Raw genomic sequence first — 22,707 nt, forward strand, 5'->3', positions numbered from 1 at the left:
AGTCGGACAGCGAGATGAAGTGCTCCGCGGAGCACTTCATCTCGCTGTCCGACTCCTACCGGCGCACCCGGCTGCGCGCGCAGCGCTACATCGCGCTGTACTTCCCCTTCGTCACCTTCCTCTCCGAGTTCGCCCAGGCGCTGGTGCTCGGCTTCGGCGCCACCTGGGTGGCCGGTGGCGGGCTCGCGCCCGGGGTGCTCGTGGCCTTCCTGCTCTACCTCGGCCAGTTCTTCGCGCCGATCCAGCAGCTGTCCAACGTGTTCGACGGGTACCAGCAGGCCGCGGTCGGGTTGCGCCGCATCGGGGAACTGCTGGGCACCCCGAGTTCGCTGCGCGAGACCGAGCATCCCGTGGCGGTGCCCGCCAAGCTGCGCGGCGAGGTGTCCTGCCGGGATCTCGGCTACACCTACACCGAGGCGCCCGAACCCGCGCTCGCGGATGTGCGCGTGGACATCCCGGCCGGGAACAGTGTCGCCCTCGTCGGCGCCACGGGCGCGGGTAAGTCCACCCTGGTCAAGCTGCTCGCGCGGTTCTACGACCCGACCGAGGGGGCGGTGCTCGTGGACGGGGTCCCGGCCAGCGACTACGAACTGTCCGGGTACCGGGGCAGGCTCGGCGTCGTCCCGCAGGAGGCGCACCTGTTCACCGGCACCATCGCGGACAACATCCGCTACGGGCGCCCCTCGGCCAGTGATACAGAGGTCGAGCGCGCCACCCGCGCGGTCGGGGCGCTGACCATGGTCGCCTCGCTGCGCGGCGGGTTCACCCATGTCGTCGGCGAGCGCGGACAGGGACTCTCCGCCGGTCAGCGCCAGCTCATCGCGCTCGCCCGCGCCGAGCTCGTGGACCCCGATCTGCTGCTGCTCGACGAGGCCACCGCGGCGCTCGATCCGAGCACCGAGGCCACCGTGCTCGAGGCCAGCGAACGCCTCGCGAACCGGCGCACCACGGTGATCGTCGCGCACCGGCTGGCCACCGCGGCACGCGCGGATCAGATCCTGGTGCTCGACGGCGGACGGATCATCGAGCGCGGCACGCACACCGAACTGCTCGAGGCGGACGGTTCCTACGCCCGGCTCTGGCGGCACGGCGCCACCGAACCGGTCAGCTGATGGAGTTCATCGAGCACTGCGCGCAGATCGGCGCGCAGACCGAACGAGTGCGGGCCGCGCTGCACGGCGCGGATCCGACCGTTCCGGTGCCCAGCTGCCCGGGATGGAACCTCGGCCAGCTGATCCGGCATCTCGGCGGGGCACACCGCTGGGTGGAGGCGACCGTGCGCACCAGGGCCCGGGAACCGCTGCCCGAGGAGGACTTCGCGTTCCGCGACCTCACGGCGTTCGCGCACGAGGATCCCTCGGTACTCGGCCCCTGGCTGACCGAAGGCGCCGAGCGGCTCACCGGAACCCTGCTGGCGGCCGGGCCGGAAAGCCCGGTGTGGGTGCCGATTCCCGGAGTGCCGAGGACGGCCGCGTTCTTCGCCCGCCGGATGGCCTTCGAGACCCTGATCCACGGCGCCGACGCACTGCTCGCTCTCGGACAGCCGGTCACCATCGAACCGGACATCGCCGCCGGGGCACTGGCCGAATGGCTCGAATCGATCACCTACCCGTTCCAGCTGGAGCGCTCACCCGAGCTCCGCGCGCTGCTCGGCAACCGGCACGCGGTGCAGCTTCGGGCAAGCGATACCGGCGGGCGGTGGTACATCGAACTCGGCGCCGAACGGATCACCGTGCGCGAAGGGGACGGCCCCGCGAGCGTCGGCCTGCACGGCCCGATCACCGAGCTGCTGCTGGCGCTCTACCGCCGCCGCCCGATCGAGTGCGTCGAGGTGCGCGGTGACCAGGCCTTCCCCGAACGCTGGCTGGATCTCCTGGCCTTCGGCTGAGCGGCCGGTCGGACACGCGAGCAGCGGCTAGTTGGACACGTGGGTGGCTCTGACCCGAACGGGTCCACAGCCTGGCTCCACGTACTACCCTGTGCACGTGGCGGATGAACTGGAGAAACGCGAGCCGAACGGGATGCGTGCCTCGGACGCGGACCGGGAGAAGGTCGCGCAGGCACTGCACAAGGCGATGGCGGACGGCCGGATCGACGTTTCCGAGCTGGATGAACGGCTGGCCACGGTGTACAAGGCGAAGACGATCGGGGAACTGACCCCGGTGACCGCGGATCTGCCGATCGAGGCCCCGCTGGCCGCGCAGCATCAACCCGCCCTGCCGAACCGGACCGGGGGCACCCCAGGCTCGCAGGTCTCGGTGGGCGTGCTGAGCGGCTTCGAGCGAAAGGGCGTGTGGACGGTCCCGCCGACCCATACGGCGGTGGCGTTCATGGGCGGCGGGGAGCTGGACCTGTCCCAGGCGAAGTTCTCCGCGGCGCACACCACGATCACCTGTGTCGCGTTCATGGGCGGGATCGAGGTGCGGGTTCCCGAGGACGTGAACGTGCACGTGAACGGGATCGGCTTCATGGGAGCCTTCGACAACAAGATCCACGAGCCGGACGCGGGCGATGACCGGCCGACCGTGAAGATCACCGGGCTCGCGTTCATGGGCGGGGTGGACGTGAAGCGCCCGAAGCGCCGCAAGCGCGACCGGGACGAGCTCGAGTCATGACGGCTCTGGAGGACGTCACCCGGGACGAGGCGAGCCTGACCCGGTTCCTGCACGGGCTTCCCGGGGTGGACGCGGTCGGACTCGAGCAGCGCGCCGCGGGCCTGGCCACCCGCAGCATCAAGAAGGCGAGCAAGCGCACCGCGATCGATCTGGCCATCTCGATGGTGGACCTGACGACGCTGGAGGGCGCGGACACGGTCGGCAAGGTGCGCACGCTGTGCGCGAAGGCGCGCCGCCCGGACCCGGACTATCCGGATGTGCCGAGCGTGGGCGCGGTCTGCGTGTACCCGGATCTCGCCGGGCTCGCGGTCGGCGAACTCGAAGGCACCGGCGTCGGCGTGGCCTCGGTGGCCACGGCGTTCCCCGCGGGCCGCGCGGCGCGGGCGGTCAAGCTCGCCGATGTGGCAACCGCGGTGGACGCCGGCGCGACCGAGGTGGACATGGTCATCGACCGCGGCGCGTTCCTGTCCGGGAACTATCGCCTGGTGTTCGAGGAGATCCTGGAGGTGAAGCGGGCCTGCGGGACGGCGCACCTGAAGGTGATCCTGGAGACCGGGGAGCTGGCCACCTACGACAACGTGCGCCGCGCGTCCTGGCTGGCGCTGCTCGCCGGGGCGGATTTCGTCAAGACCTCCACCGGCAAGGTCTCGCCCGCGGCGACCCTGCCGGTCACCCATGTGCTGTTGCAGGCGGTCGCCGACTGGCACGCGCTCACCGGGCAGCTGCGCGGGGTGAAACCGGCGGGCGGGATCCGGGACACGAAGACCGCGATCCGCTATCTGGTCGCGGTGCGCGAGGTCGCCGGGGAGCAGTGGCTCGATCCCGCCCTGTTCCGCTTCGGCGCCTCCAGCCTGCTCAACGATCTGCTCATGCAGCGGCGCACCCAGCTCGACGGGCACTACAGCGGCCCCGACTATGTGACGGTGGACTGAAATGGAATGGGAATACGCGCCCGCGCCGGAGAACCGGGACATCGCGCGACTGAAACCGGATTACCGGATGTTTGTCGACGGGGAATTCGTCGAGGGAGCCGGGCCCGGACTGAAATCGATCAACCCGGCCACCGAGGAAGTACTGGCCGAGGTGTCCACCGCCGCACCGTCCGATGTGGACACCGCGGTCGCGGCGGCGCGGCGGGCCCAGGAAAAGGTGTGGGGGCCGATGCCGGGCGCCGAGCGCGCCAAGTACATCTTCCGCATCGCGCGGATGATCGCCGAACGTTCCCGGGAACTGGCCGTGCTGGAAACCCTGGACAACGGTAAGCCGATCAAGGAATCCCGGGACTCCGACATCCCCACCGCGGCCGCGCATTTCTTCTACCACGCCGGCTGGGCCGACAAACTCGACTACGCGGGATTCGGCCCCGATCCGCGCCCGCTCGGGGTCGCCGCCCAGGTGATCCCGTGGAATTTCCCGCTGCTCATGGCGGCCTGGAAGATCGCGCCCGCGCTCGCCTGCGGGAACACCGTGGTACTCAAGCCCGCCGAGACCACCCCGCTGTCCGCGCTGGTGTTCGCCGAGATCTGCGCGGAGGCCGGACTCCCGCCCGGAGTGGTGAACATCCTGCCAGGGGCGGGCGATATCGGCGCCGAACTGGTCGGGCACGCGGGCGTGGACAAGGTCGCGTTCACCGGTTCCACCGAGGTGGGCAAACAGATTCAGCGCACCCTGGCCGGGACCGGCCGCAAGCTCACCCTCGAACTGGGCGGCAAGGCGGCGAACATCGTGTTCGAGGACGCCCCGGTCGATCAGGCGGTCGAGGGCATCGTGAACGGGATCTTCTTCAACCAGGGGCATGTGTGCTGCGCCGGATCCCGGTTGCTGGTGCAGGAATCGGTCGCCGATGAGGTACTCGGCAAGCTGCGCACCAGGATCGGGCGGCTGCGCATCGGGGACCCGCTGGACAAGAACACCGATATCGGGGCGATCAACTCCGCCGAGCAGCTGGCCAGGATCCGCGAGCTCACCAGCAGCGGGGAGGCCGAGGGCGCGGACCGCTGGACGAGCCCGTGTCCCTTGCCGGACAAAGGTTTCTTCTTCGCGCCGACGGTGTTCTCCCAGGTTTCCCAGTCGATGCGGATCGCCCGCGAGGAGATCTTCGGACCGGTGCTCTCGGTGCTGACCTTCCGCACCCCGGACGAGGCGGTCGCGAAGGCGAACAACACCCCGTACGGGCTCTCCGCGGGGATCTGGACCGAGAAGGGATCCCGGATTCTCTGGGCCGCGCAGCGGATGCGGGCCGGAGTGGTCTGGGCGAACACCTTCAACCGTTTCGATCCGACCGCCCCGTTCGGCGGCTATCAGGAATCCGGGTTCGGCCGCGAGGGCGGGCGCACCGGACTGGAGGCATACCTCGATGTCTGATCGGGTGACCGTGGCGAAGACCTACAAGCTCTACCTCGGCGGGTCCTTCCCGCGTTCGGAATCCGGCCGCACCTACGCGGTCACCGACGCCCAGGACCGGTTCCTGGCGAACGCCGCGCAGGCCTCCCGCAAGGATGTGCGGGACGCCGTCGCCGCCGCGCGCAAGGCGTTCCCCGGCTGGTCCGGGGCCACCGCGTACAACCGCGGCCAGGTGCTCTACCGGGTCGCGGAGATGCTGGAGGGCCGCAGGGAACAGTTCGTCTCCGCGGTGCGCGATTCGGAGGGCGCGCCGGACGCTGCGTCCATTGTGGACACAGCGATCGATCGCTGGGTGTGGTACGCGGGCTGGACGGACAAGATCGCGACCGTGCTCGGTGCCGCGAATCCGGTCGCCGGACCGTATTTCTCGTTCACCGTGCCCGAACCGACCGGCGTGGTCGGGGTCTTCGCCCCGCAGCACTCCTCGCTGCTCGGACTGGTGAGCGTGCTCGCCCCGGTGCTCGCCGCGGGCAACACCGCGGTGGTACTGAGCAGTTCCGCGCGCCCGCTTCCCGCGATCACCCTCTCCGAGGTGCTGGCCACCTCCGATGTGCCCGGCGGGGTGGTCAACGTACTCACCGGGGACACCGGAGAGCTCGCCGGGCATCTGGCCACGCACGCCGATGTGAACGCGCTCGATCTGTGCGGCGCCCCCGCCGATCAGGCTGGCGAACTCGAACGCGCCGCCGCGGAGACGGTCAAACGGGTGCTGCCCGCCCCGGCGAGCGAACCGGACTGGTCCAGGCGCCCGGACATCAAGCGGCTGCGCACCTTCACCGAGGCGAAAACGGTCTGGCACCCGACGGGGACGTAGCGGCGAACAACTCGTCCACATAACCCGGCCGCCCCTGCACGAGGGCTTCCGGGGCGCGGTACCGGCCGACCTCGAAGTGCCAGTCGAAATTACCGCGCACGAGCGCGCGCAGCCCCGCGATTCCGGTGCGGGTCTCGGCACGTACCGGTTCGCCGAATCCGGCCGTCTCCAGATGATCGAGCAGTATCCGCGCGGACGCGTCCAGCATCTCGATGCGTTCGGTGAGCAGCACGTTCACCGCTTCGACCGCCTCGCTGGTGCTCATTCCGGAATGCTTTTCGTGCAACAGCACCGAATTGTGCGTGTAGCCGAGCCTGCGTTCCTTCTCGCCGGAGAGCACGTCGTTGAACAGGCCGATGTGTTCGGCCGCCGCACCGCACAGCGCGCCGAATTCCGGGAGCTGGTGCACCGCGGCCGGAAGCTCGATACCGAGGGCGGCCTCCATGAGATCCACGCACCACAGGGTGCCCACCGTGTGCCGCCGATGCGCCAGATACTCCGGGATCGCCGGGAATTCCTCGCGCGATCGCTGCACGGTCTCGGTGTGATAGGACCACAGCCAATCCCGCAGGTTCACCTCGAACCGCAACCGCCAGCCGCCGGACCGGCCGCGCGTGGTGCGCTCCCACAGTTCGGCGAGCGCCACGGCGAACCCGTTGCCCGGATCCGGATTCCCCTCGACGGCGGCGAGCAGCCCCTCGATCGCCCCGCGACAGCGCGCCGCGTCCCGCCCTGCCGGTCCGTCGTCGAGCTCGTCGTCCACGATGAACGCCCAGGCGAGCCAGCGACACAGCAGGCCGAACCAGTCCGGGTGTGCCGCGGGGAAGCAGCGGGCCACCATCAGCTCCGGCCGGGTGCGCTCGACATGCTGTTCGCGCGCCGCGGCCGAGCGCAGCAGCCGGTGCCCGTCGACCCAGTCCCACAGTGGCACCGATTCCTCGCGTAGCGCGGGATGCACGGCCGGGCGATACGGCATCACGAATGCGGGCAATCCCTCTCGTGCTCTCATGTCCGGCAGCGTGACACGGGCCACGGCCGCGCGTACACGCGACGTTCCACCGCACGGAACAACGCGATACCTACGCCGGTCCCGCCGATCTTGACGCGCTGTTGAGGCCGCGCGGGCGCGCGCGAACCTAGCGTTTCCGGTGTGAGTGAGAATCGGCATCGGCTGACCGCGCTGACCGGGACCGTGGCACTGGGACTGGACGCGCTCGCTTCGGTTTCCTACGGACCGGAGGCGATCGTGGTCGCGCTCGCGGTCGCGGGTTCGGCGGGTCTGGGCTGGACGCTCCCGGTCACCGGATTGATCGTGTTGCTGCTGCTCGTGCTCGTGGCCTGCTATCGCCAGGTGATCGCGGCCTATCCGGACGGCGGCGGGGCCTACTCGGTCGCCAAGCACAATCTCGGCACCACGGCCTCCCTCGTCGCGGCGGCCTCACTGGTCGTGGACTACGTGCTCAACGTCGCCGTCTCGGTCTCGGCCGGGGTGGCCGCGCTGACCTCGGCGATCCCCGGGCTGCTCGCCTGGACCCCGCAGCTGTGTCTCGCCGTGCTGTTCGTGCTGACCCTGGTGAACCTGCGCGGGGCGGCCACCAGCGCCCGGCTGTTCATCCTGCCCGCGGCGCTGTTCGTGTTCGCGCTCGGCGCGGTGATCGTGACCGGTCTGCTGCGCGGCGCCCCGGTGCCTTCCGCACACCTGCCGAGCCAGCCGGTCACCGTGGGCTCGGTCGGGCTGCTGCTCGTGGTGACCGCCTTCGCGAACGGCTGCTCCGCGCTGACCGGGGTGGAGGCGATCGCGAACGCCGCACCCGGATTCCGCAAACCGCGCGCGAACCGGGCCCGCCGCGCGGAGGCCGGGCTCGGTGCCACGCTCGGACTGCTGCTGATCGGGCTGGCCCTGCTCATCGAACGGTTCCACATCCACCCGGTGCCCGGCCGCACCGTGCTTTCCCTTGTCACCCAAGGATCTTTCGGGGACGGCTTCGGGTATCTCGCGGTGCAGTTCGTGACCGTGGTGCTGCTCGCGCTCGCCGCGAACACCTCCTTCGGCGGGCTCCCGGTGCTGGCCGCGCGGCTGGCCGGGGACGGTTTCGTGCCGCACATCTTCGGGCTGCGCGCCGACCGGCTGGTGTACCGCTACGGGGTCGTGGTGCTCGCGGTGCTCGCCGGGCTGCTGCTGGTGTTCTCCGGTGGCGTGGTGAACGTGCTCGTGCCGATGTTCGCGGTCGGCGTGTTCATCGGTTTCTTCCTGTGCCAGATCGGCATGGTGCGGCACTGGCGCGCCGAACGCGGTGCCCGCTGGCGCCGCAAGGCCACGGTGAACGGGATCGGGGCGGTGCTCACCGCGATCGCGGCGATCGTGACCACGGCCACCAAGTTCCTCGAGGGGGCCTGGCTGATCGTGCTCGTGATCCCGTTGCTCGCCTGGGGATTCCTCCGGGTGCGCGCCGCCTACGACCGCATCGGCGCGCAGCTGGGCAGCGGGGCGCGCCCGGAATCCCCGCGCAGGCACGAAACCCTGATCGTGCTGCCCATCGTGGCGATCGACCGGCTCGCCTGCGAGCTGGTGTCCACCGCGCTGGCCATGGGGAACCGGATCGTCGCGGTGCACGTGAGCCACCCCGGCGAGTTCGAATCGGCGCGCGCGATGGAACGCGCATGGCACGCCTGGCGCCCGGAGATCCCGTTCACCCTGCTCGCCTCGGAGCGCAGGGAGCTCGGCGCACCGCTGGCCAGGTACGTGCGCGGTGCCGACGCCGAACGGGTGGTGGTGCTCATCGGCGAGGTCTCGCCGCAGCGCCGATGGGAGCGGCTGCTGAAGAACTACCGGGGCGCGGTGATCGGTCGGCGGCTGTCCCGCAGCACCGATGCGGTGGTGTGCCGGTACCGGATGCCACTGGCGCCCGCACCGGTGCCGCGGGAATCACGGGAGTACGCGCATGCTGGCGATCAGTGAGTGCCCTACCCCGAGCCCGGAGCGGTTGTCCCGTTCACAGCGCAGTAGTTCCTCGGCGAGCGCGGTGCCCGGCTGCTCCTGATCGATGGCCGCACGCACGATGCCGTTCCACCGCGAAGCCAGCTCCGTGAAGAACTCGAGCACGGCCGGTGGCGCGCCCTTGCGCGGCGGATCGAAGAACAACCGCTCGAATCCACCGGTCTCCGTGCCGGAATGCAGGTCGTTGACCAGTTTCCGGTACGGCGGGATGTGCGGATTGAAGGTGCGGGTCGCGGTGTGCCTGCCCAGCAGCACCGAACGGTCGGTGAACCGGGTGTCCGCGAGCCGCACCCCGGCCGAGCTCGCCGCGTTCCGCACCACGGCCGCGAAATCCTCACCCGCGAGGAAGGTCATCGGTTCCCCGGCGGGCGCGCTCTCCCCCTCGAAGAAGGTCATCGCGTAGTCCCAGCGAGTGCGCCCCCAGTTCGGCAGCCATTCGATCGAGTACCGCCCGAGCACATCGGCGAGCAGCGCGGCCGGTTTCCCGGTTTCCCGGACGCGCTCGAAAATTCCCCGCAGCGCCTGCTCGATCTGGTCGGCAGGCAGATGCGAATAGGGCACCCCGGAGGACATGTACAGCTCGAATTCACCCTCGGGCAGTGGCCCGCGCAGATCCCCGCGCACGAACCGCGCGTCCGGATGCAGTTCGGCCGCGGTGTGCACCATGTCGGCATCGCTGTCCAGCCCGGTGTACTGCACCGCGTGGGGTACCCCGGAGAGCAGATCGAGCCCGTCTCCGGTGCCACAGCCCAGATCGAGCACCCGGACCGGCCCGTGGTGTCCCAGTCCGGCGACCGCCTCGCGCAGCAAGGTGCGGGAGACCGGTTCCTCGGCCAGCCGCTTGACGGGATCACGCCGCTTCGGGGACAGGTAATGCGCCCGAGCACCAGCGTAAACGGATTCACGTTTGCCCATGTGACAACCGTAGCCTCAGTTGGACAGGCCACAGCGCAGCGACCTAGAGTACAAGTATGGACAGGCGTGAACAAGGGCTGTTCGGGAAACGAAACCGGCTGATCGCCGATCTCACCGAACAGATCCACTCCGGCCGCCTCAGCAAGGGCGACCAGCTGCCGGGGGAACACCAGCTCGCGCAGCGCTACTCGGTGAGCAGGGGGACCGTGCGCGGTGCGCTCGACGAGCTCAAACGCCGCAGGCTGATCGCCACCGAGATGGGCGTGGGCTCCTTCGTGGCCTTCGACGGGGTGCCGCTCGACCAGGACCTCGGCTGGGCCACCGCGCTCGCCGACTCGGGCTTCAGCATCAGCACCGAACTGCTCGGCATCGAACGGGTCACCGATGCCTCGTTGACCGACAGGTTCGGTATCCAGGAATTCATCGCGGTGCGCAGGCTGCGCCGGGAGCAGGGGGACGGGCCGGTGTCCCTCGAGCACTCCCTGGTGCCCGCGCAGGGCGCGCTCGCCGAACTGCCCGAACGCGGACTGCGCGGGGATTCGCTGACCGCGAGCCTCGCCGAGGCAGGGCTGCGCGCGGACATGGGCGAGCAGTGGATCGACACCGCACCGCTGGACGAGGAATCCGCGGAACTGCTCGAGCGCGCGCCCGGCGAGGTCTTCCTCCAGTCGGTGCGGTGCAGCACCATGGTGAACGGCCGATTCGTGGAACACGTGACGAGCCTGCTCGACCCGCAGAGATTCCAGTTCCACCTCACCTTCGGAAACAGATGAACAGCTATGAGCGGGCGCTTGGCGCCTTTTACGGGCTCGCGCTCGGGGACGCGCTCGGCATGCCGACGCAATCCCTTTCCCGGCAACGGATCGCGGAACTCTACGGCACCGTGGACACCCTGCTCCCGGCGCGGCCCGAGCAGCCGATCGCGCCCGGCCTGCCCGCCGGAACGATCACCGATGACACCGAACAGGCCGTGCTGCTGGCCCGCCTGCTCATCGACGGCGGTGGCCAGGTCGATCCGACCGTGTTCGCGAAAGCCTTGCTGGACTGGGAATCCGAGATGATCCGGCGCGGTTCGGCCGATCTGCTCGGCCCGTCCACCAAACGCGCGCTCGAGGAACTGAACGCGGGCGTCGGACCGGAGGAAACCGGGCGGTTCGGCACCACGAACGGCGCGGCCATGCGCATCACCCCGGTCGCGATCGCCACCCCGCCCCGGCTCAATCCGATGCTCGACGCGGTCGTGGCCACCAGCAGGATCACGCACAACACGAACATCGGGATCGCCGCCGCGGCCGCCGTGGCCACCGCGGTCTCCTCCTCGATCGAGGGCACCGAACCGAAGGCGGCACTGGACAGCGCGGAACTCGCGGCGACCCACGGCGCGGGACTCGGCGTGTGGAGCGCGGGCGCGGACATCGCGGCACGCATCCACTGGGTGCGGAAACTGGTGCGCGGCTTGGGAACCACCGCGCTCGTCGAGACGATCGCCGAACTGGTCGGCACTTCCGTTGCCGCGCAGGAATCGGTGATCGCCGCGTTCGCGCTCGCCGAGGCGCGGGGCGAGGAACCGCTGCAGGCACTGTGTCTTGCCGCACAGCTCGGCGGGGACACCGACACGATCGCCGCCATCTGCGGTGCGATACTCGGCGCGCGACACGGTGTCGCCGGGCTGCCCCGCGAACTCGTGGATACGGTGCGCGAGGTGAACGTCTTGGAACTGGAACCGCTGGTCACCGGGCTGCTCGAAGTGCGAGAGGAGGCGGATGAGCGTCGCCGAGACCGCCGCTGAACCGGGTGGCGCGCTCGAGACCCGGGGCATCGAACCGGTCCCGGACAGCGAGCGCACCGGACGGCCGATGCAGCTGTTCTGGGTGTGGTTCGCGGCGAACGTCTCCATTCTCGGCCTCCCGCTCGGCGCCACGCTCGTCGGCATCCAGCGACTGACCTTCTGGCAGTCCGCGATCGTCGCGGTGCTCGGCGCGGTCGGCTCCTTCGCCATCGTCGGCGCGGTATCGGTCGCCGGACGCCGCGGCGGGGCACCGGGACTGACGCTGTCCCGCGCGGTTTTCGGGGTGCGCGGGAATGCGGGACCGACCCTGGTCTCGCTGCTTTCCCGGCTCGGCTGGGAGACCGTGAACACCACGACCGCGGCCTTCGCGCTGCTTTCCCTGTGCGCCATCGTGTTCGGCACCCCGACCGAGGCGAAGTCCGCCCCGGCGCTGACGATCTGCTGCATCACCGTGTTCATCGGGCTCACCGTGATCGTCTCCGGGCTCGGGCACCGGGTACTGCTGGCCGTGCAGCGGATCGCCACCTGGATCTTCGGCGCGCTGAACATCGTGGTCGCGGTGAACCTGATCGCCACGATCGACTGGCACGCGGTCGGTTCGGCGCGCCCCGCCTCGATCGGCGCGATGATCGCGGGAATCGGCACCATCGCCGCGGGGACCGGGATCGGCTGGGTGAACGCGGCCGCGGACATGTCCCGGTACCAGTCCAGGAGCGCGCGCACCGGGGCACTGATCGCCTCGGCCGCTGCCGGTGCCGGGATCCCGCTCGTACTGCTGATCTCGCTGGGCAGCCTGCTTTCCGCGGGGGACCCGAGCCTGGCGAACGCGAGCGATCCGGTGGCCGCGATCCGTGCCATGCTCCCCACCTGGATGGCCGCGCCGTATCTGATCGCGGCGTTCGGCGGGCTGCTGCTTTCCAATCACCTCTCGGTGTATTCCGCCGGGCTGACCACGCTCACCCTCGGCATCCGGATCAAGCGGGTGTACGCGGTGATCGTGGATGTGGTCGTCACCTTCCTCGGCGCGATCTATCTGATGCTGCTCGCGCACAGCTTCTATCAGCCGTTCGTCGCGTTCATCACGCTGCTCGCGGTGCCCAGCACGGCCTGGGTCGGCGTGTTCACCGTGGACATGATGCGGCGCAAGGATTACGACGCCGCGGCCCTGATGGACACCGGCCGCACGAGCGCCTACTGGTACCGCGCGGGCTGCGCACCCCGTGCGGTGCTCTCCTGGGCGATCGGCATCGTCGCCGGTTATCTGTTCACCACCGATCAGTGGTTCACCGGCCCCTTCGCGCACACCTGGCCCGGGGAGAACGGGCTCGGCTGGGTGATCGCCTTCGCGGCCGCCGCCGGGTTGTACGCGCTGCTCGGGTGGAAGCGCCGATGAGCGGGCGGCTGCTGCACACCGGGCAGGTGGTGGTGGATCTGGTGCTGCGCGTGCCAACCCTTCCGCAACGCGGTGGTGACCTGCTCGCCGAGGGCACCGAACTGCTGGTCGGCGGCGGATTCAACGTGATGGCCGCCGCCGCCCGGTCCGGGGCGGAAGTGCTCTACGCGGGCGCGCACGGCACCGGGCGGTTCGGCGAGCAGGTGCGCGCGGCGCTGCGGGCCGAGGGCATCGCGGTCGCGCGCGCACCGAGCTCGGAAGCCGATACCGGGGTGTGCGTGGCACTCGTGGAACCCGACGGGGAGCGCACCTTCGTGACCGGGACCGGCGCGGAGGGCGGGCTCGGGCCGGGCGCGCTGGACGGGATCACCGCAGGACCTGCCGATCTGGTCTACGTCAGCGGCTACAGCCTGCTGCACGAGTCCAATCGGGACACCCTGCTGGATTGGTTACCACGGAACGGATCCGCGCGGACACTGTTCGACCCCGGGCCGCTCACCCCGGACATTCCCCCGGAAACGCTGCGCGCCGTACTGTCCACTGTGGATATCGTGAGCTGCAATGCGGAGGAATCGGCCCCGTTGACCGATTCGGTGCGCGAATTCCCCGAGTGCACCTTGCTCGTCCGGGACGGCGCGAACGGCTGCACGATCCGGCGCGGGACCACGGCCACCCAGGTTCCCGGATTCCCGGTCACCGCGGTGGACACCAATGGCGCCGGGGACGCGCACTGCGGGGTGCTCTCGGCCGAGCTGCTGCGCGGTACCGAGCTGGAGACCGCGGCACGCAGGGCAAACGCGGCCGCCGCCATCGCCGTTTCGCGCACCGGTCCGGCCACCGCACCGGAACGCGCGGAAATCGACCGGTTCCTTGCCGCCCGGCAAGGTTGACGTGCCCGGCAGGTCCCGAGAGCATGAACGGGTGACCTTCTCCTCGATCACCGCGCTCACCACCGCGTTCCGCACCGGGGAGCTGAGCCCTGCCGAACACCTGCGCTTCCTCACCGAGCGGGCCGATCGCCTCGAGCCGCAACTGCGCGCTTATGCCTGCCGCACCGGGGAAATCGCCACCGAACAGGCGCGCGCGGCCACCGAGGCATACCGGCGCGGCGAGACCGGGGAACTGCTCGGCGTCCCGCTCTCGGTCAAGGACTGTTTCCATCTGGCCGGTGCGCCGACCGGGCTCGGTTCGCTGCTGCACAAGGATGCCCGCGCGCTCACCGATTCCGGAGTGGTGCGCCGCCTGCGCGAGGCAGGCGCGGTCATCACCGGGAAAACGAACATGGCGGAGTTCGGTCAGGCGGCCACCTCGGAGAACCTGCTCGGCCCGGAAGCGGCGAATCCCTGGGACACCGAACGCACCCCAGGTGGTTCCAGTGGTGGCAGCGCGGTCTCGGTCGCCGCGGGCCTTGCCACGGCGAGCATCGGCAGCGACGGCGGCGGCTCGGTGCGCATTCCCTCGGCCTTCTGCGGGCTCGTCGGGGTGAAGCCGAGTCAGGGACTGTGCGCCGATGAGAACGGTTTCCGCGCCATGACACCGTTTTCCGGGCCCGGTCCGATCACCTCGAGCGTCGCGGACGCGCGGCTGCTGCTCGGCGTGCTCGCCGACCGGGTCTATCCGCGCAGCGCCACCGGCCGGAAGCGGATCGCGGTTTTCCCCGCACCACAGGGAAGGCCGGTGCACGAGGGCGTGGCGAAGGCGGTGCACGGCGCGGTGACACTGCTCGAACAGCAGGGGCACGAATTCCTGGAGAGCCCGCTGCCGATCGAGGGCTGGGCCGAGATCTTCGGTCCGCTCGTGCTCGCCGAGGAACACCAGGAACGCGGGCATCTGCTCGGCACCTTCGACGATCGGCTCACCCGCTACGAACTGGCCACCCTGCGCGGCGCGGCCCGCCTGGAACCCGCCGCGGTGGCCGAGGCCGAGCGCGCGCTACGGGAGTACCGATCCCGGTTCGCCGAACTGTTCGGCGAGGTCGATCTGCTGGTCACTCCCTCGGTCGCGGTTCCGGCTTTCCCGCACGGGCAGCGGCCGCGGTCGATCGGCGGGACCGAGGTGGACGCGCTGTGGGGCGCCTATCCGTTCTCCGTGCCGTTCAACGTGGCCGGTGCCGCCGCGGTGAGCCTGCCGTGCGGCCTGGTCGAGGGGCTTCCGGTCGGCGTGCAGCTCGTCGCCGCACCGGGGAACGAAACGGTGTTGCTGGATGTCGCCGAGGAACTCGAGGAAGCCATCGCGTTCGACCGGTCCGCCGTGCGAGCATTGTGGCCATGAGCGGATTCCGTACCGACTCGGCCCGGCGCTGCTTCGAGCGCCGGTACGCCGAGCTGGCCGCTCAGTGGCCGGTACCGGCCGAGGAACTCGACGTGGAGTCCGGCTTCGGCACCACCCGGGTTCGCCGCTTCGGGCCCGAGGACGGAACCCCGCTCGTGCTGCTGCCCGGGGCCAACCTGACCTCGCTCAGCTTCGCCAGGCACGCCCCCGCACTCGGTGCGCGGCACCGCGTCCATGCGATCGATCCGCTCGGCGAGCTCGGCAGGAACACCCAGCGCGCCCCGCTGCCCGACCCACCGACCACCATGCGCTGGCTCGCCGAAACCCTGGATTCCCTCGGGATCGAGTGCGCCGACTTCGCCGGGGTCTCCCGGGGTGGCTGGCTCGCCGCGAGTTTCGCCCTCGCGTATCCCGCACGGGTGCGCACCCTCACCCTGCTCGACGCCCCGGTGTTCGCCCCGCTCGGCGCGCGGTTCTACGGCTGGCTGTTCGGCCTGCTTCCGTTCGCCTTCGCCCCGGAAGCTCTGCGCACCCGCATCGGGCCGCTGCGCGCCACGGATCCCGCGCTCAGCTTCGCGCTGCGCGCCATGCCGCTGTTCCGGCTCGGCGCCTGTGCCCCGGTTCCGTTGCGGGACAACGAACTGCGCTCGCTCGGCGCACCGACGACCGTGCTGGCCGGCGCGCGCAGTGCGTTGTGCCCACTGCCGGTAGCCGAACGCCGAGCCGCCCTCATCCCGGACTGCCGGTTCGAGGCCGTTCCCGGCGAAGGGCACCTGTTCCCCGTGACGGCGACCGAACTGGTCACCACTCGGATCCTCGCCAGGACCGCCGGGTGACCCGTCTCGGTCTCCGTTCCGGGCAATGACTTGCCCGCGCAGCGTTTCCGGATTTCCCGCTGCCCGGAGCCAGGTTCGGTGCACGGGACTCACCGCTCCCCTCGCCGACGCCGTCGGCTACGCGAGGACCGGCACCTTCATCAGCATGTTCTCCGGTGCGCTCGGCGTTTCCCCGAGCGAGTACTACTGAGCACGCGGTCCGGAGTGGCACACTCTATAGTCATGACGGACTTCACCGCGCAGACCATTCAGGCCGAGTTCGACATCGAGAACTGGGAGGAGGTTCCCTATCACGAACCCGAGGACGGCCCGAGACTCACCAGAATCACGATCCGCAAGAACTATCGGGGAACGCTGGAGGGCACCGGCCTCGTCGAGGTGCTCACCGCCCAAGGCAATCTGGGCAGCGGCTACGTGGCCTCCGAACTCATCCGCGCAAGCCTGGACGGCCGCAGCGGCACCTTCGTCATCCAGCACGGTGGCCTTGCCGACAACGGAGCCCAGAACACCTTCGGCACCGTGGTGCCGCACTCCGGCACCGGCGAGCTGACCGGACTGCGGGGTGAAGCGACCGAGGCCACCATGGGCGTCCTGACCCTCACCTACTATTTCGACACCCAGCAGGATTTCGCCGACTGGCAACGGTGAACCTCACGTTCGCGAAACGGAGCATGCCGATGCGCCACGCCGCACTCGTAGCCGGTTTCCTCGCCATGACCGCCCTGTCCGGCGCCCAGCCCGCTTCCGCTGCGGCGCTCCCCAGCTACGAAATCTGGAAAGCCGATGTGCACAAAGCGATGCAAGGCGGGACGGATTACCTGAACAAGCGGGTCGAACAGGGCGGGAAGAAACTCGCGATCGTGACCGATATCGACAACACCGCCCTGGAGACGCATTATCGCCGCGGTCACGCAACCGCGGATGTGCTCGATTTCGCCGAGACCGGTCACCGGCTCGGAATCTCGATCCTGATCGCCAGCGCGCGGACCGACGCGGACGGCGCCCGCAAAGCACTGACCGATGTCGGTTATCGCGTCGACGGAACCTGCGTCCGGCAATCCGGCGACCAGCACGCCACCGATGTGAAACAGCGCTGCCGCCAGGAGTACGCACAACAGGGCTACACGATCATCGCCAATGTGGGAAACCGGCCCGGTGATATGACGGGCGGAAACTACGAGCGCGGATTCAAGCTGCCCGATTACGATGAACAGCTCTCCTGAATCACTGTGTGAGATAGCGGGTGAGCATGGCGACCAGTTCCTCCTCGAACCGGCCGACATCGATGGGATCGGGCGCCGCGACCAGCTTGTGCACGACGAGCTCGACCGTGGACACCATGAGCCGGGCGGCGGTCTCGGTGTCCTCGACCCGGACCTCCGGATGACTGCCGAGCAGTTCCCGGACATAGGCGACCCGGGAGCGCTCGTACTGATCGATCTTCGCCAATAGTTCGGGGGAGCGGGGAGCCTGCTCGATCAGCACCCGCAGCAATTGCGGATCATCCCGGTGATTCTCGATCACCGCCCGCACCTGCCCCCGGATGATCTCCTCCAGCGAGCCCTCGGGCGGGAGAGGACCGGAAGCCGCCGCGACGTCCAGATGCCGGAGCAGCAGCTCGCTCAGGATCGCGTCCTTGTTCGGGTAGTACTGATACAGCGAACCGATCGAGATCCGCGCCTGCTCGGCGATCCGGTTGGTGGTTCCCGCGGCGTAGCCGTGCTCGGCGAAAACGTGAGCAGCCGCGGTGAGGATGCGCTGCCTGGTGAGCTCCGCCCGCACCTGACGCGGCCGTTTACGTGGTTGAAGTCGCCTGCTGTCCGCCGTCATGACACCTCCGGATGCGCCGCGCGAAAGCGAGTAGCGCCAAACACAAGTTATTGCTCATAATATTCTCATGAGCTGCGGATATGCCGATGAAGGGGCGATGTGATGCTTCCCAAAGTGCGGATGCCCGACACCCGGAAGATGATCACCCTCGAAGTGCTCGCCACCGCCAGGCGCAGCGCCGGCTTCACCACCATCACCCTCGGCGGCCCCGAACTCGACCAGTTCAAACCCTCGGGCGACGACCAGACCGTGCGCCTGTTCTTCCCGCGCGAAGGACAGGACCGGCTGACCATGCCGACGCTGTCCAACGAAGCGTGGATGGCACAGGTGCTCATGATGCCCAAGACACGTCGCCCCTGGGTGCGCAACTACACGATCCGGCGAGCGCGCCCCGAACGCGGCGAGATCGACATCGACTTCGCGCTGCACGGCGACGCCCCCGCATCCACCTGGGCCCAGCACGCCAAGCCCGGTGATCCCGCGGGCATCTTCGACATGGGCGTGACCTACCTGCCGCCGGCCAGGGCATCCTGGCAGCTGCTCGTCGGCGAGGAGAGCGCGGTGCCCGCGATCCTGGCCATCCTCGAGAACGCTCCCACCACACTCATCGCCGAGGTATTCCTCGAAGTCCCGGAAACCGCCGATATCCAGCACGATTTCCGCGCCCCCGAAGGAGTTCGCGTGCACTGGCTCCCCCGCGAGCGCGCGGACACCCTGCCCGGAGAACTCGCACTGCAAACCGTGCGAAATGCCCAGCTACCCCCGGAACCCTTCTACACCTGGGTAGCGGGCGAGGCGAAACTGCCGACCGGACTACGCCGCCACCTGGTCAACGAACGCGGTATCCCCAAAGCCGATATCGCCTTCTTCGGCTACTGGCGCCACGGCCGGTCCAGCCCCGGTTGATTCGGCGCGGATCACACCACAGAAAAGATGCGGATTCCGAGGAATCCAGGTAGCCTATGGCGAGAGGGCTTCCGGAGCGCACCATCCGGGAGCCCTCAATGCATTTCGTCAGCGGCCACCGTAACCGAACTCATTACCGTCCGGATCCCGGAAGATCACCTTACGCATACCCCCGTCGTAGGTTTCCCGCTTCTCCGGCTCGATACCGCGTTCGGCGATCCCGGAGACCACCGCGTCGAGATCATCCACCAGCACCGTATTCATCGCGTGGCCCGCGTGCTCCGGGTTCGCCACGACATACACCCAGCTGTTCTCGCCGAGCTCCCACACCGATTCGGTCTCGGTCGCCGCGAACGAGGCGGGCCGCCCGAAAAGCCGCTCATACCAGGCGACCGCGGCCGCGTGGTCGCTCACCGGAATTCCCGCGAACAGTGCGAGGGACACAGTGCAAGTCTAACCCGTCAGGCGAGCACGCAGACCGTCGAGTTCGGACTCGGAAAGACCGTTGCCCAGGAGGAAACCGGGCATCGCCAGCGAACCGATCGTCGAAAACAGCGAATCCTCGATGGTCGTGCCATGACTCGCCAGGAGCTCGCGCACCGCAACGAGTTGATCACCGATACCGAGCTCCGCCAACAGCTGCCGCATACGCTCATAACTGAGCAGATAATCCGCGAGGATATCCTCGGGTTTCGCCCCCGCCAAAGTGAGCAACACCAGAGCAAGCAGCCCGGTACGGTCCTTACCGCCGGAACAATGGAACACCACGCATCCCGGAGCCGCATCGGCGATCGCCCGTACCGCCGTGATCACCGGTTCCGGATACTCCGCCAACATCGCCGGGAAATACAACGGCGAGGCAAAATTGTCGATCCTGCTCCAGCGCTCATAGAACGGCGTTCCCACCGGATCCAGCGGAACCCGCACCGTCGTGATCCCCGGCGGCCGCTGCGCCTCATCCGGTACACACTCATCGGCATTGCGCAGATCCAGCACCGTGCGAACCCCATAGTCCCAGGCCGCCGTCCAGCCCGCCGCACTCAGCCGCGTCGGCGCCTCCATCCGGACCACCGCACCCCGCCGGATTCGTCCCAGCCCGCCCAGATCACGAGCATTGACACAGCCCTCCCAAGAGAGCTCCCTGCTGTCGGTCACATCCGTAGGACGCATCGCCGCAGGTCTGGTTCAGCGCTACAAGTAGGTGACCGTCGGATCCGCATTGCGGTAGACGTGCATCCTGTCCCAGTCACCTTCGAGCTTATAGTGACCCTCGTGGTAAACCAATGAGTCGATGTTGCCATAGTCGATCTCATCATTGGCATCCACACTCGGCCGAAAGATACGCTCGATCCAGTTCGTGGCACTAATCTCTGTGAATGAGAGCACTACATCCGCATAGCAAATGCTACTCACCGGGTTTCGGAGAATATCGCAGGTTTTCCGGGGTGAGTACGGCGTCCACCTTGAACGACAGGCTCCCCGGCTCTTCGTGGGCATCGAGCACGGAGCTGTCCTCGAGGTAAAGCTCCGAAAGATCCGGGAATTCTGTGTAATCGCGCACCACTTCTGCTCACCAATCCCATTCGATCGGAGTATTGTTACCGTCGCTCTTCTCCCTCTCGTCCTGGCATCGCTCATCGAGCTTGCTGACCTCGACATGCTGTCCTAACCTATCGAGCCAGTCACACGGTCCACGAAGCGTCACCCGCTCGCGCCCTGACCAAGAGACCCGGTCCAGGCAGATTTGACGGAACCAGCATGTCACCCCACTCCATACATCGGGTGAGATCGAAACCAAGCTGGCGGACCTTGTCCTCCTTCGCGCCAACTGCCACCACATGATCCACCGTGGAACCCCATGGCTGACGCCTGATCAGCCGCGGGAACTCATACGTTGATCCATGCCCCCTTGTCCTTGCCACTTACTCCGACTCACGGAGATCGCATCCAGAGCGCGCTGCCGATCACTCATCAGCAACCAGCGACAATCAGACACATGGTCGCCTGGATAGCACTTGTCATTGCGGCACTGTCACTGCTCGGAACTACCTACCAGACCTACGCACGATGGAGAGACGAGCAGGAGAAAGATCTTCCTACTACCGTTGATGCGCGACTCTTCTTCGGGATCAACGGTCTCCTCAAGATCAAAATAGCGGTTCACAATCCGTCTACCTCTGGCGTTCAGCTAACAGCCATTGGAATTGAGCGAATGGAAGACGACTGCGATCCGATGTGGTTCGAACTTGATGGTGCACTGGAACCTCATAGGGCCGTTCAGCAGGATCTTACGGCTCAGTGGTTGTACAACTGGATCAAGCACCTCGGCCTGACCGATGGCAGACTCTCTTGTAGAGCTCATGCCGAAGGATACTCACGGTACGGTCGTCACCGTGCATGGCATTCAGATCCGTTCACGATCGAGCCCGATATGTTCCCGACCACTTCTGACGTGAGCAACCGTTAGACACACACTAACGGTCGTCACTACCGTGAATCCGTGGACCTGGTGAGGTGGGCGCGAAAAAAGGCGCAGACCAAGCTGGAAACGATGCTGCCCCGGCGGTGGGCTCATGTGCAGGGCGTCGGTGCCCGAGCTGCGGTCGCGGGCGCGCTGTTCCCGGATGACGAGGCCGAGCTGTTGACGGCGGCCGGGCTGCTGCACGATATCGGCTACGCGCCCGAGCTGGCCCACACGCAGTTCCATCCGCTCGACGGTGCCCGCTATCTGGCGGCCACGGACGCCCCGGAACGGCTCGTGCACCTGGTCGCGCACCACTCCTGCGCATACCGCGAAGCCGAACTCCGCGATCTCGGCGGCGATCTGGCCGAATTCACCGACGAGACAACGCCATTGCGCGATGCCCTCTGGTGGGCGGATATGACCACGACACCGGATGGCAGGGTTACCACGGTCGACCAACGGCTGAACGAAATTCAGGCCCGCTACGGTCCCACCGACCTCGTGACGTCCTTCATCCACGCGGCGTGTTCCGAGCTCACCGCGGCCGTGAACCGCACCGAAGAACGGCTCACCGAGGCGGGCATCGTCTACGCGTAGTACGGAGACCCGGTGACCGAACTATCCCCGCAATTCCATGGTGCAGCATTTGGGCCCACCGCCGGATTTCCGCAATTCCGAGATGTCCACGTGCAGCGGCGCATAACCACGGGCGCGCAATTGTTCGGCGAGCGCGGTGGCCTCGGTCGGCAGCACGACGTGGTAGCCGTCGCTGACTCCGTTGAGGCCGAGGCAGGCGGCGTCCTCGGCGGTCGCGATGACGGCGTCGGGGAAGAGGCGGCGCAGTACTTCCCGCGATCCGGGGGAGAAGGCTTCGGGGTAGTAGGCGATGTTGGCCCCGGGTCCTTCGTTGAGCACGAACAGGGCGGTGTCGAGGTGGTAGTAGCTGGGGTCGATGAGGCGCAGGGAAACGACGGGCACGCCCAGCACTTCCTGTGCCTCGCCGTGTGCGCGCTCGTCGGTGCGGAATCCGGTCCCGGCGAGCAGCAGGCTCCCGGTCCAGGCGAAGTCGCCCTCGGCTTCGTTGATGGCGGTGGGCATGACGACGTCGGTGTAGCCGTTTTCGAGGAACCAGCGGCGGAAGTGTTCGGCTTCGGCGGCTCGTTGTGGCGCACGGAATCGGGAGCCGAGGACTTTGCCGCCGATGACGGTCCCGGAGTTGGCGGCGAAGACCATGTCGGGCAGTCCTGGCTGGGGCTGGATGCGGTGCACGTGGTGGCCGAGCCGTTCGTAGGTTTCGGCGAGCCGGGTCCACTGCCGCATGGCGAGCTCGGTGTCGACGCCCGCGGCCGGGTCCATCCAGGGGTTGATGGAGTATTCGACGGTGAAGAACTCCGGGGGGCACATCAGGTAGCTGCGCACGGTGGGTACGCGTTCGGCCATGAGCTGGCCGCCGGGGGACTCCAAGATCGTCAT

General features: G+C 68.3%; 26 protein-coding genes. 19 read left to right on the forward strand and 7 right to left on the reverse strand.

Annotated features, from left to right (window positions below; all coding sequences use genetic code 11):
• The 6 genes from AD72_RS14425 to AD72_RS14450 form a co-directional block, all read left to right on the forward strand.
• A partial coding sequence (locus AD72_RS14425) for an ABC transporter ATP-binding protein (protein WP_031467014.1) occupies positions 1–1,112 on the forward strand: 1,112 nt, incomplete at its 5' end.
• On the forward strand, positions 1,112–1,888 hold the full coding sequence (locus AD72_RS14430) for a maleylpyruvate isomerase family mycothiol-dependent enzyme (protein WP_031467015.1): 777 nt from the start codon (positions 1,112–1,114) through the stop codon (positions 1,886–1,888). The genes AD72_RS14425 and AD72_RS14430, both read left to right, overlap by 1 nt.
• Before the next feature lie 97 nt (positions 1,889–1,985).
• On the forward strand, positions 1,986–2,615 hold the full coding sequence (locus tag AD72_RS14435; RefSeq protein ID WP_031467016.1) for a DUF1707 SHOCT-like domain-containing protein: 630 nt from the start codon (positions 1,986–1,988) through the stop codon (positions 2,613–2,615).
• Entirely contained in the window at positions 2,612–3,547 is a 936-nt protein-coding gene (gene deoC / locus AD72_RS14440) for a deoxyribose-phosphate aldolase (RefSeq protein WP_031467017.1), read from the forward strand. The genes AD72_RS14435 and deoC overlap by 4 nt, the downstream gene beginning before the upstream one ends.
• A gap of 1 nt (position 3,548) precedes the next feature.
• A complete protein-coding gene (locus AD72_RS14445; protein ID WP_031467018.1) occupies positions 3,549–4,979 on the forward strand; it encodes an aldehyde dehydrogenase family protein in 1,431 nt (476 codons plus the stop codon).
• Complete coding sequence (locus AD72_RS14450) at positions 4,972–5,832, forward strand: aldehyde dehydrogenase family protein (RefSeq protein WP_031467019.1); 861 nt, start codon at positions 4,972–4,974, stop codon at positions 5,830–5,832. The genes AD72_RS14445 and AD72_RS14450 overlap by 8 nt, the downstream gene beginning before the upstream one ends.
• Here AD72_RS14450 and AD72_RS14455 read toward each other — a convergent pair.
• On the reverse strand, positions 5,792–6,841 hold the full coding sequence (locus AD72_RS14455) for a terpene synthase family protein (RefSeq protein ID WP_156365188.1): 1,050 nt from the start codon (positions 6,839–6,841) through the stop codon (positions 5,792–5,794). The two genes, AD72_RS14450 and AD72_RS14455, sit on opposite strands and share 41 nt — an antisense overlap.
• Before the next feature lie 141 nt (positions 6,842–6,982).
• Here AD72_RS14455 and AD72_RS14460 point away from each other — a divergent pair, with 141 nt between their 5' ends.
• Positions 6,983–8,791, forward strand: a complete 1,809-nt coding sequence (locus AD72_RS14460; RefSeq protein ID WP_051898609.1) for an APC family permease — start codon at positions 6,983–6,985, stop codon at positions 8,789–8,791.
• Here AD72_RS14460 and AD72_RS14465 read toward each other — a convergent pair.
• The gene (locus AD72_RS14465; protein WP_031467022.1) at positions 8,759–9,745 is read right to left on the reverse strand and encodes a class I SAM-dependent methyltransferase; all 987 of its coding nucleotides are present in this window, start codon (positions 9,743–9,745) and stop codon (positions 8,759–8,761) included. The genes AD72_RS14460 and AD72_RS14465 overlap by 33 nt on opposite strands.
• A 56-nt stretch (positions 9,746–9,801) precedes the next feature.
• Here AD72_RS14465 and AD72_RS14470 point away from each other — a divergent pair, with 56 nt between their 5' ends.
• The 9 genes from AD72_RS14470 to AD72_RS14505 are packed head-to-tail and all read left to right on the forward strand — an operon-like array spanning position 9,802 to position 17,257.
• Positions 9,802–10,518, forward strand: a complete 717-nt coding sequence (locus AD72_RS14470; RefSeq protein ID WP_031467023.1) for a GntR family transcriptional regulator — start codon at positions 9,802–9,804, stop codon at positions 10,516–10,518.
• On the forward strand, positions 10,515–11,534 hold the full coding sequence (locus AD72_RS14475; protein WP_031467024.1) for an ADP-ribosylglycohydrolase family protein: 1,020 nt from the start codon (positions 10,515–10,517) through the stop codon (positions 11,532–11,534). Before AD72_RS14470 ends, AD72_RS14475 begins: the two co-directional genes overlap by 4 nt.
• Positions 11,509–12,927, forward strand: coding sequence for a purine-cytosine permease family protein (locus AD72_RS14480; RefSeq protein WP_031467025.1), 1,419 nt, complete (start codon positions 11,509–11,511; stop codon positions 12,925–12,927). The genes AD72_RS14475 and AD72_RS14480 overlap by 26 nt, the downstream gene beginning before the upstream one ends.
• The gene (locus AD72_RS14485) at positions 12,924–13,817 is read left to right on the forward strand and encodes a PfkB family carbohydrate kinase (protein WP_031467026.1); all 894 of its coding nucleotides are present in this window, start codon (positions 12,924–12,926) and stop codon (positions 13,815–13,817) included. The genes AD72_RS14480 and AD72_RS14485 overlap by 4 nt, the downstream gene beginning before the upstream one ends.
• Positions 13,818–13,848: 31 nt before the next feature.
• On the forward strand, positions 13,849–15,198 hold the full coding sequence (locus AD72_RS14490) for an amidase (RefSeq protein ID WP_231644836.1): 1,350 nt from the start codon (positions 13,849–13,851) through the stop codon (positions 15,196–15,198).
• Entirely contained in the window at positions 15,195–16,034 is an 840-nt protein-coding gene (locus AD72_RS14495; protein WP_051898610.1) for an alpha/beta fold hydrolase, read from the forward strand. Before AD72_RS14490 ends, AD72_RS14495 begins: the two co-directional genes overlap by 4 nt.
• A gap of 25 nt (positions 16,035–16,059) precedes the next feature.
• Complete coding sequence (locus AD72_RS36535) at positions 16,060–16,224, forward strand: helix-turn-helix transcriptional regulator (protein WP_156365189.1); 165 nt, start codon at positions 16,060–16,062, stop codon at positions 16,222–16,224.
• 32 nt (positions 16,225–16,256) lie between these two features.
• The gene (locus AD72_RS14500; RefSeq protein WP_031467029.1) at positions 16,257–16,682 is read left to right on the forward strand and encodes a DUF3224 domain-containing protein; all 426 of its coding nucleotides are present in this window, start codon (positions 16,257–16,259) and stop codon (positions 16,680–16,682) included.
• Positions 16,683–16,711: 29 nt separating this feature from the next.
• Positions 16,712–17,257, forward strand: a complete 546-nt coding sequence (locus AD72_RS14505) for an HAD family acid phosphatase (protein ID WP_037345881.1) — start codon at positions 16,712–16,714, stop codon at positions 17,255–17,257.
• Position 17,258: 1 nt separating this feature from the next.
• On the opposite strand, the gene AD72_RS14510 is transcribed toward AD72_RS14505, so the two are convergent.
• Positions 17,259–17,864: a TetR/AcrR family transcriptional regulator gene (locus tag AD72_RS14510; RefSeq protein WP_031467031.1), complete on the reverse strand. Its 606-nt coding sequence runs from the start codon at positions 17,862–17,864 to the stop codon at positions 17,259–17,261.
• A 102-nt stretch (positions 17,865–17,966) separates the two neighbouring features.
• Here AD72_RS14510 and AD72_RS14515 point away from each other — a divergent pair, with 102 nt between their 5' ends.
• Complete coding sequence (locus tag AD72_RS14515) at positions 17,967–18,770, forward strand: siderophore-interacting protein (RefSeq protein WP_031467032.1); 804 nt, start codon at positions 17,967–17,969, stop codon at positions 18,768–18,770.
• A 108-nt stretch (positions 18,771–18,878) separates the two neighbouring features.
• Here the strand turns inward: AD72_RS14515 and AD72_RS14520 are convergent, their stop codons facing one another.
• The 3 genes from AD72_RS14520 to AD72_RS36540 all read right to left on the reverse strand — a co-directional run bounded on the left by AD72_RS14520 (position 18,879) and on the right by AD72_RS36540 (position 20,331).
• Positions 18,879–19,214: a VOC family protein gene (locus tag AD72_RS14520; protein ID WP_031467033.1), complete on the reverse strand. Its 336-nt coding sequence runs from the start codon at positions 19,212–19,214 to the stop codon at positions 18,879–18,881.
• A 9-nt stretch (positions 19,215–19,223) separates the two neighbouring features.
• Complete coding sequence (locus AD72_RS14525; RefSeq protein WP_031467034.1) at positions 19,224–19,940, reverse strand: tyrosine-protein phosphatase; 717 nt, start codon at positions 19,938–19,940, stop codon at positions 19,224–19,226.
• Positions 19,941–20,175: 235 nt separating this feature from the next.
• Positions 20,176–20,331: a hypothetical protein gene (locus AD72_RS36540; RefSeq protein WP_156365190.1), complete on the reverse strand. Its 156-nt coding sequence runs from the start codon at positions 20,329–20,331 to the stop codon at positions 20,176–20,178.
• A 435-nt stretch (positions 20,332–20,766) separates the two neighbouring features.
• Between AD72_RS36540 and AD72_RS36545 the strand changes: the two genes are divergently transcribed.
• Together AD72_RS36545 and AD72_RS14530 are read left to right on the forward strand one after the other, a co-directional pair.
• Positions 20,767–21,237 (forward strand): hypothetical protein, encoded by a 471-nt coding sequence (locus AD72_RS36545; RefSeq protein ID WP_156365191.1) that lies wholly within the window; start codon positions 20,767–20,769, stop codon positions 21,235–21,237.
• A gap of 33 nt (positions 21,238–21,270) precedes the next feature.
• On the forward strand, positions 21,271–21,831 hold the full coding sequence (locus tag AD72_RS14530; RefSeq protein WP_031467035.1) for an HD domain-containing protein: 561 nt from the start codon (positions 21,271–21,273) through the stop codon (positions 21,829–21,831).
• 21 nt (positions 21,832–21,852) lie between these two features.
• Here AD72_RS14530 and ddaH read toward each other — a convergent pair whose 3' ends face one another.
• A complete protein-coding gene (gene ddaH / locus AD72_RS14535; protein ID WP_031467036.1) occupies positions 21,853–22,707 on the reverse strand; it encodes a dimethylargininase in 855 nt (284 codons plus the stop codon).

The organism is Sciscionella sediminilitoris (assembly GCF_000737195.2).
GTDB lineage: Bacteria > Actinomycetota > Actinomycetes > Mycobacteriales > Pseudonocardiaceae > Sciscionella > Sciscionella sediminilitoris.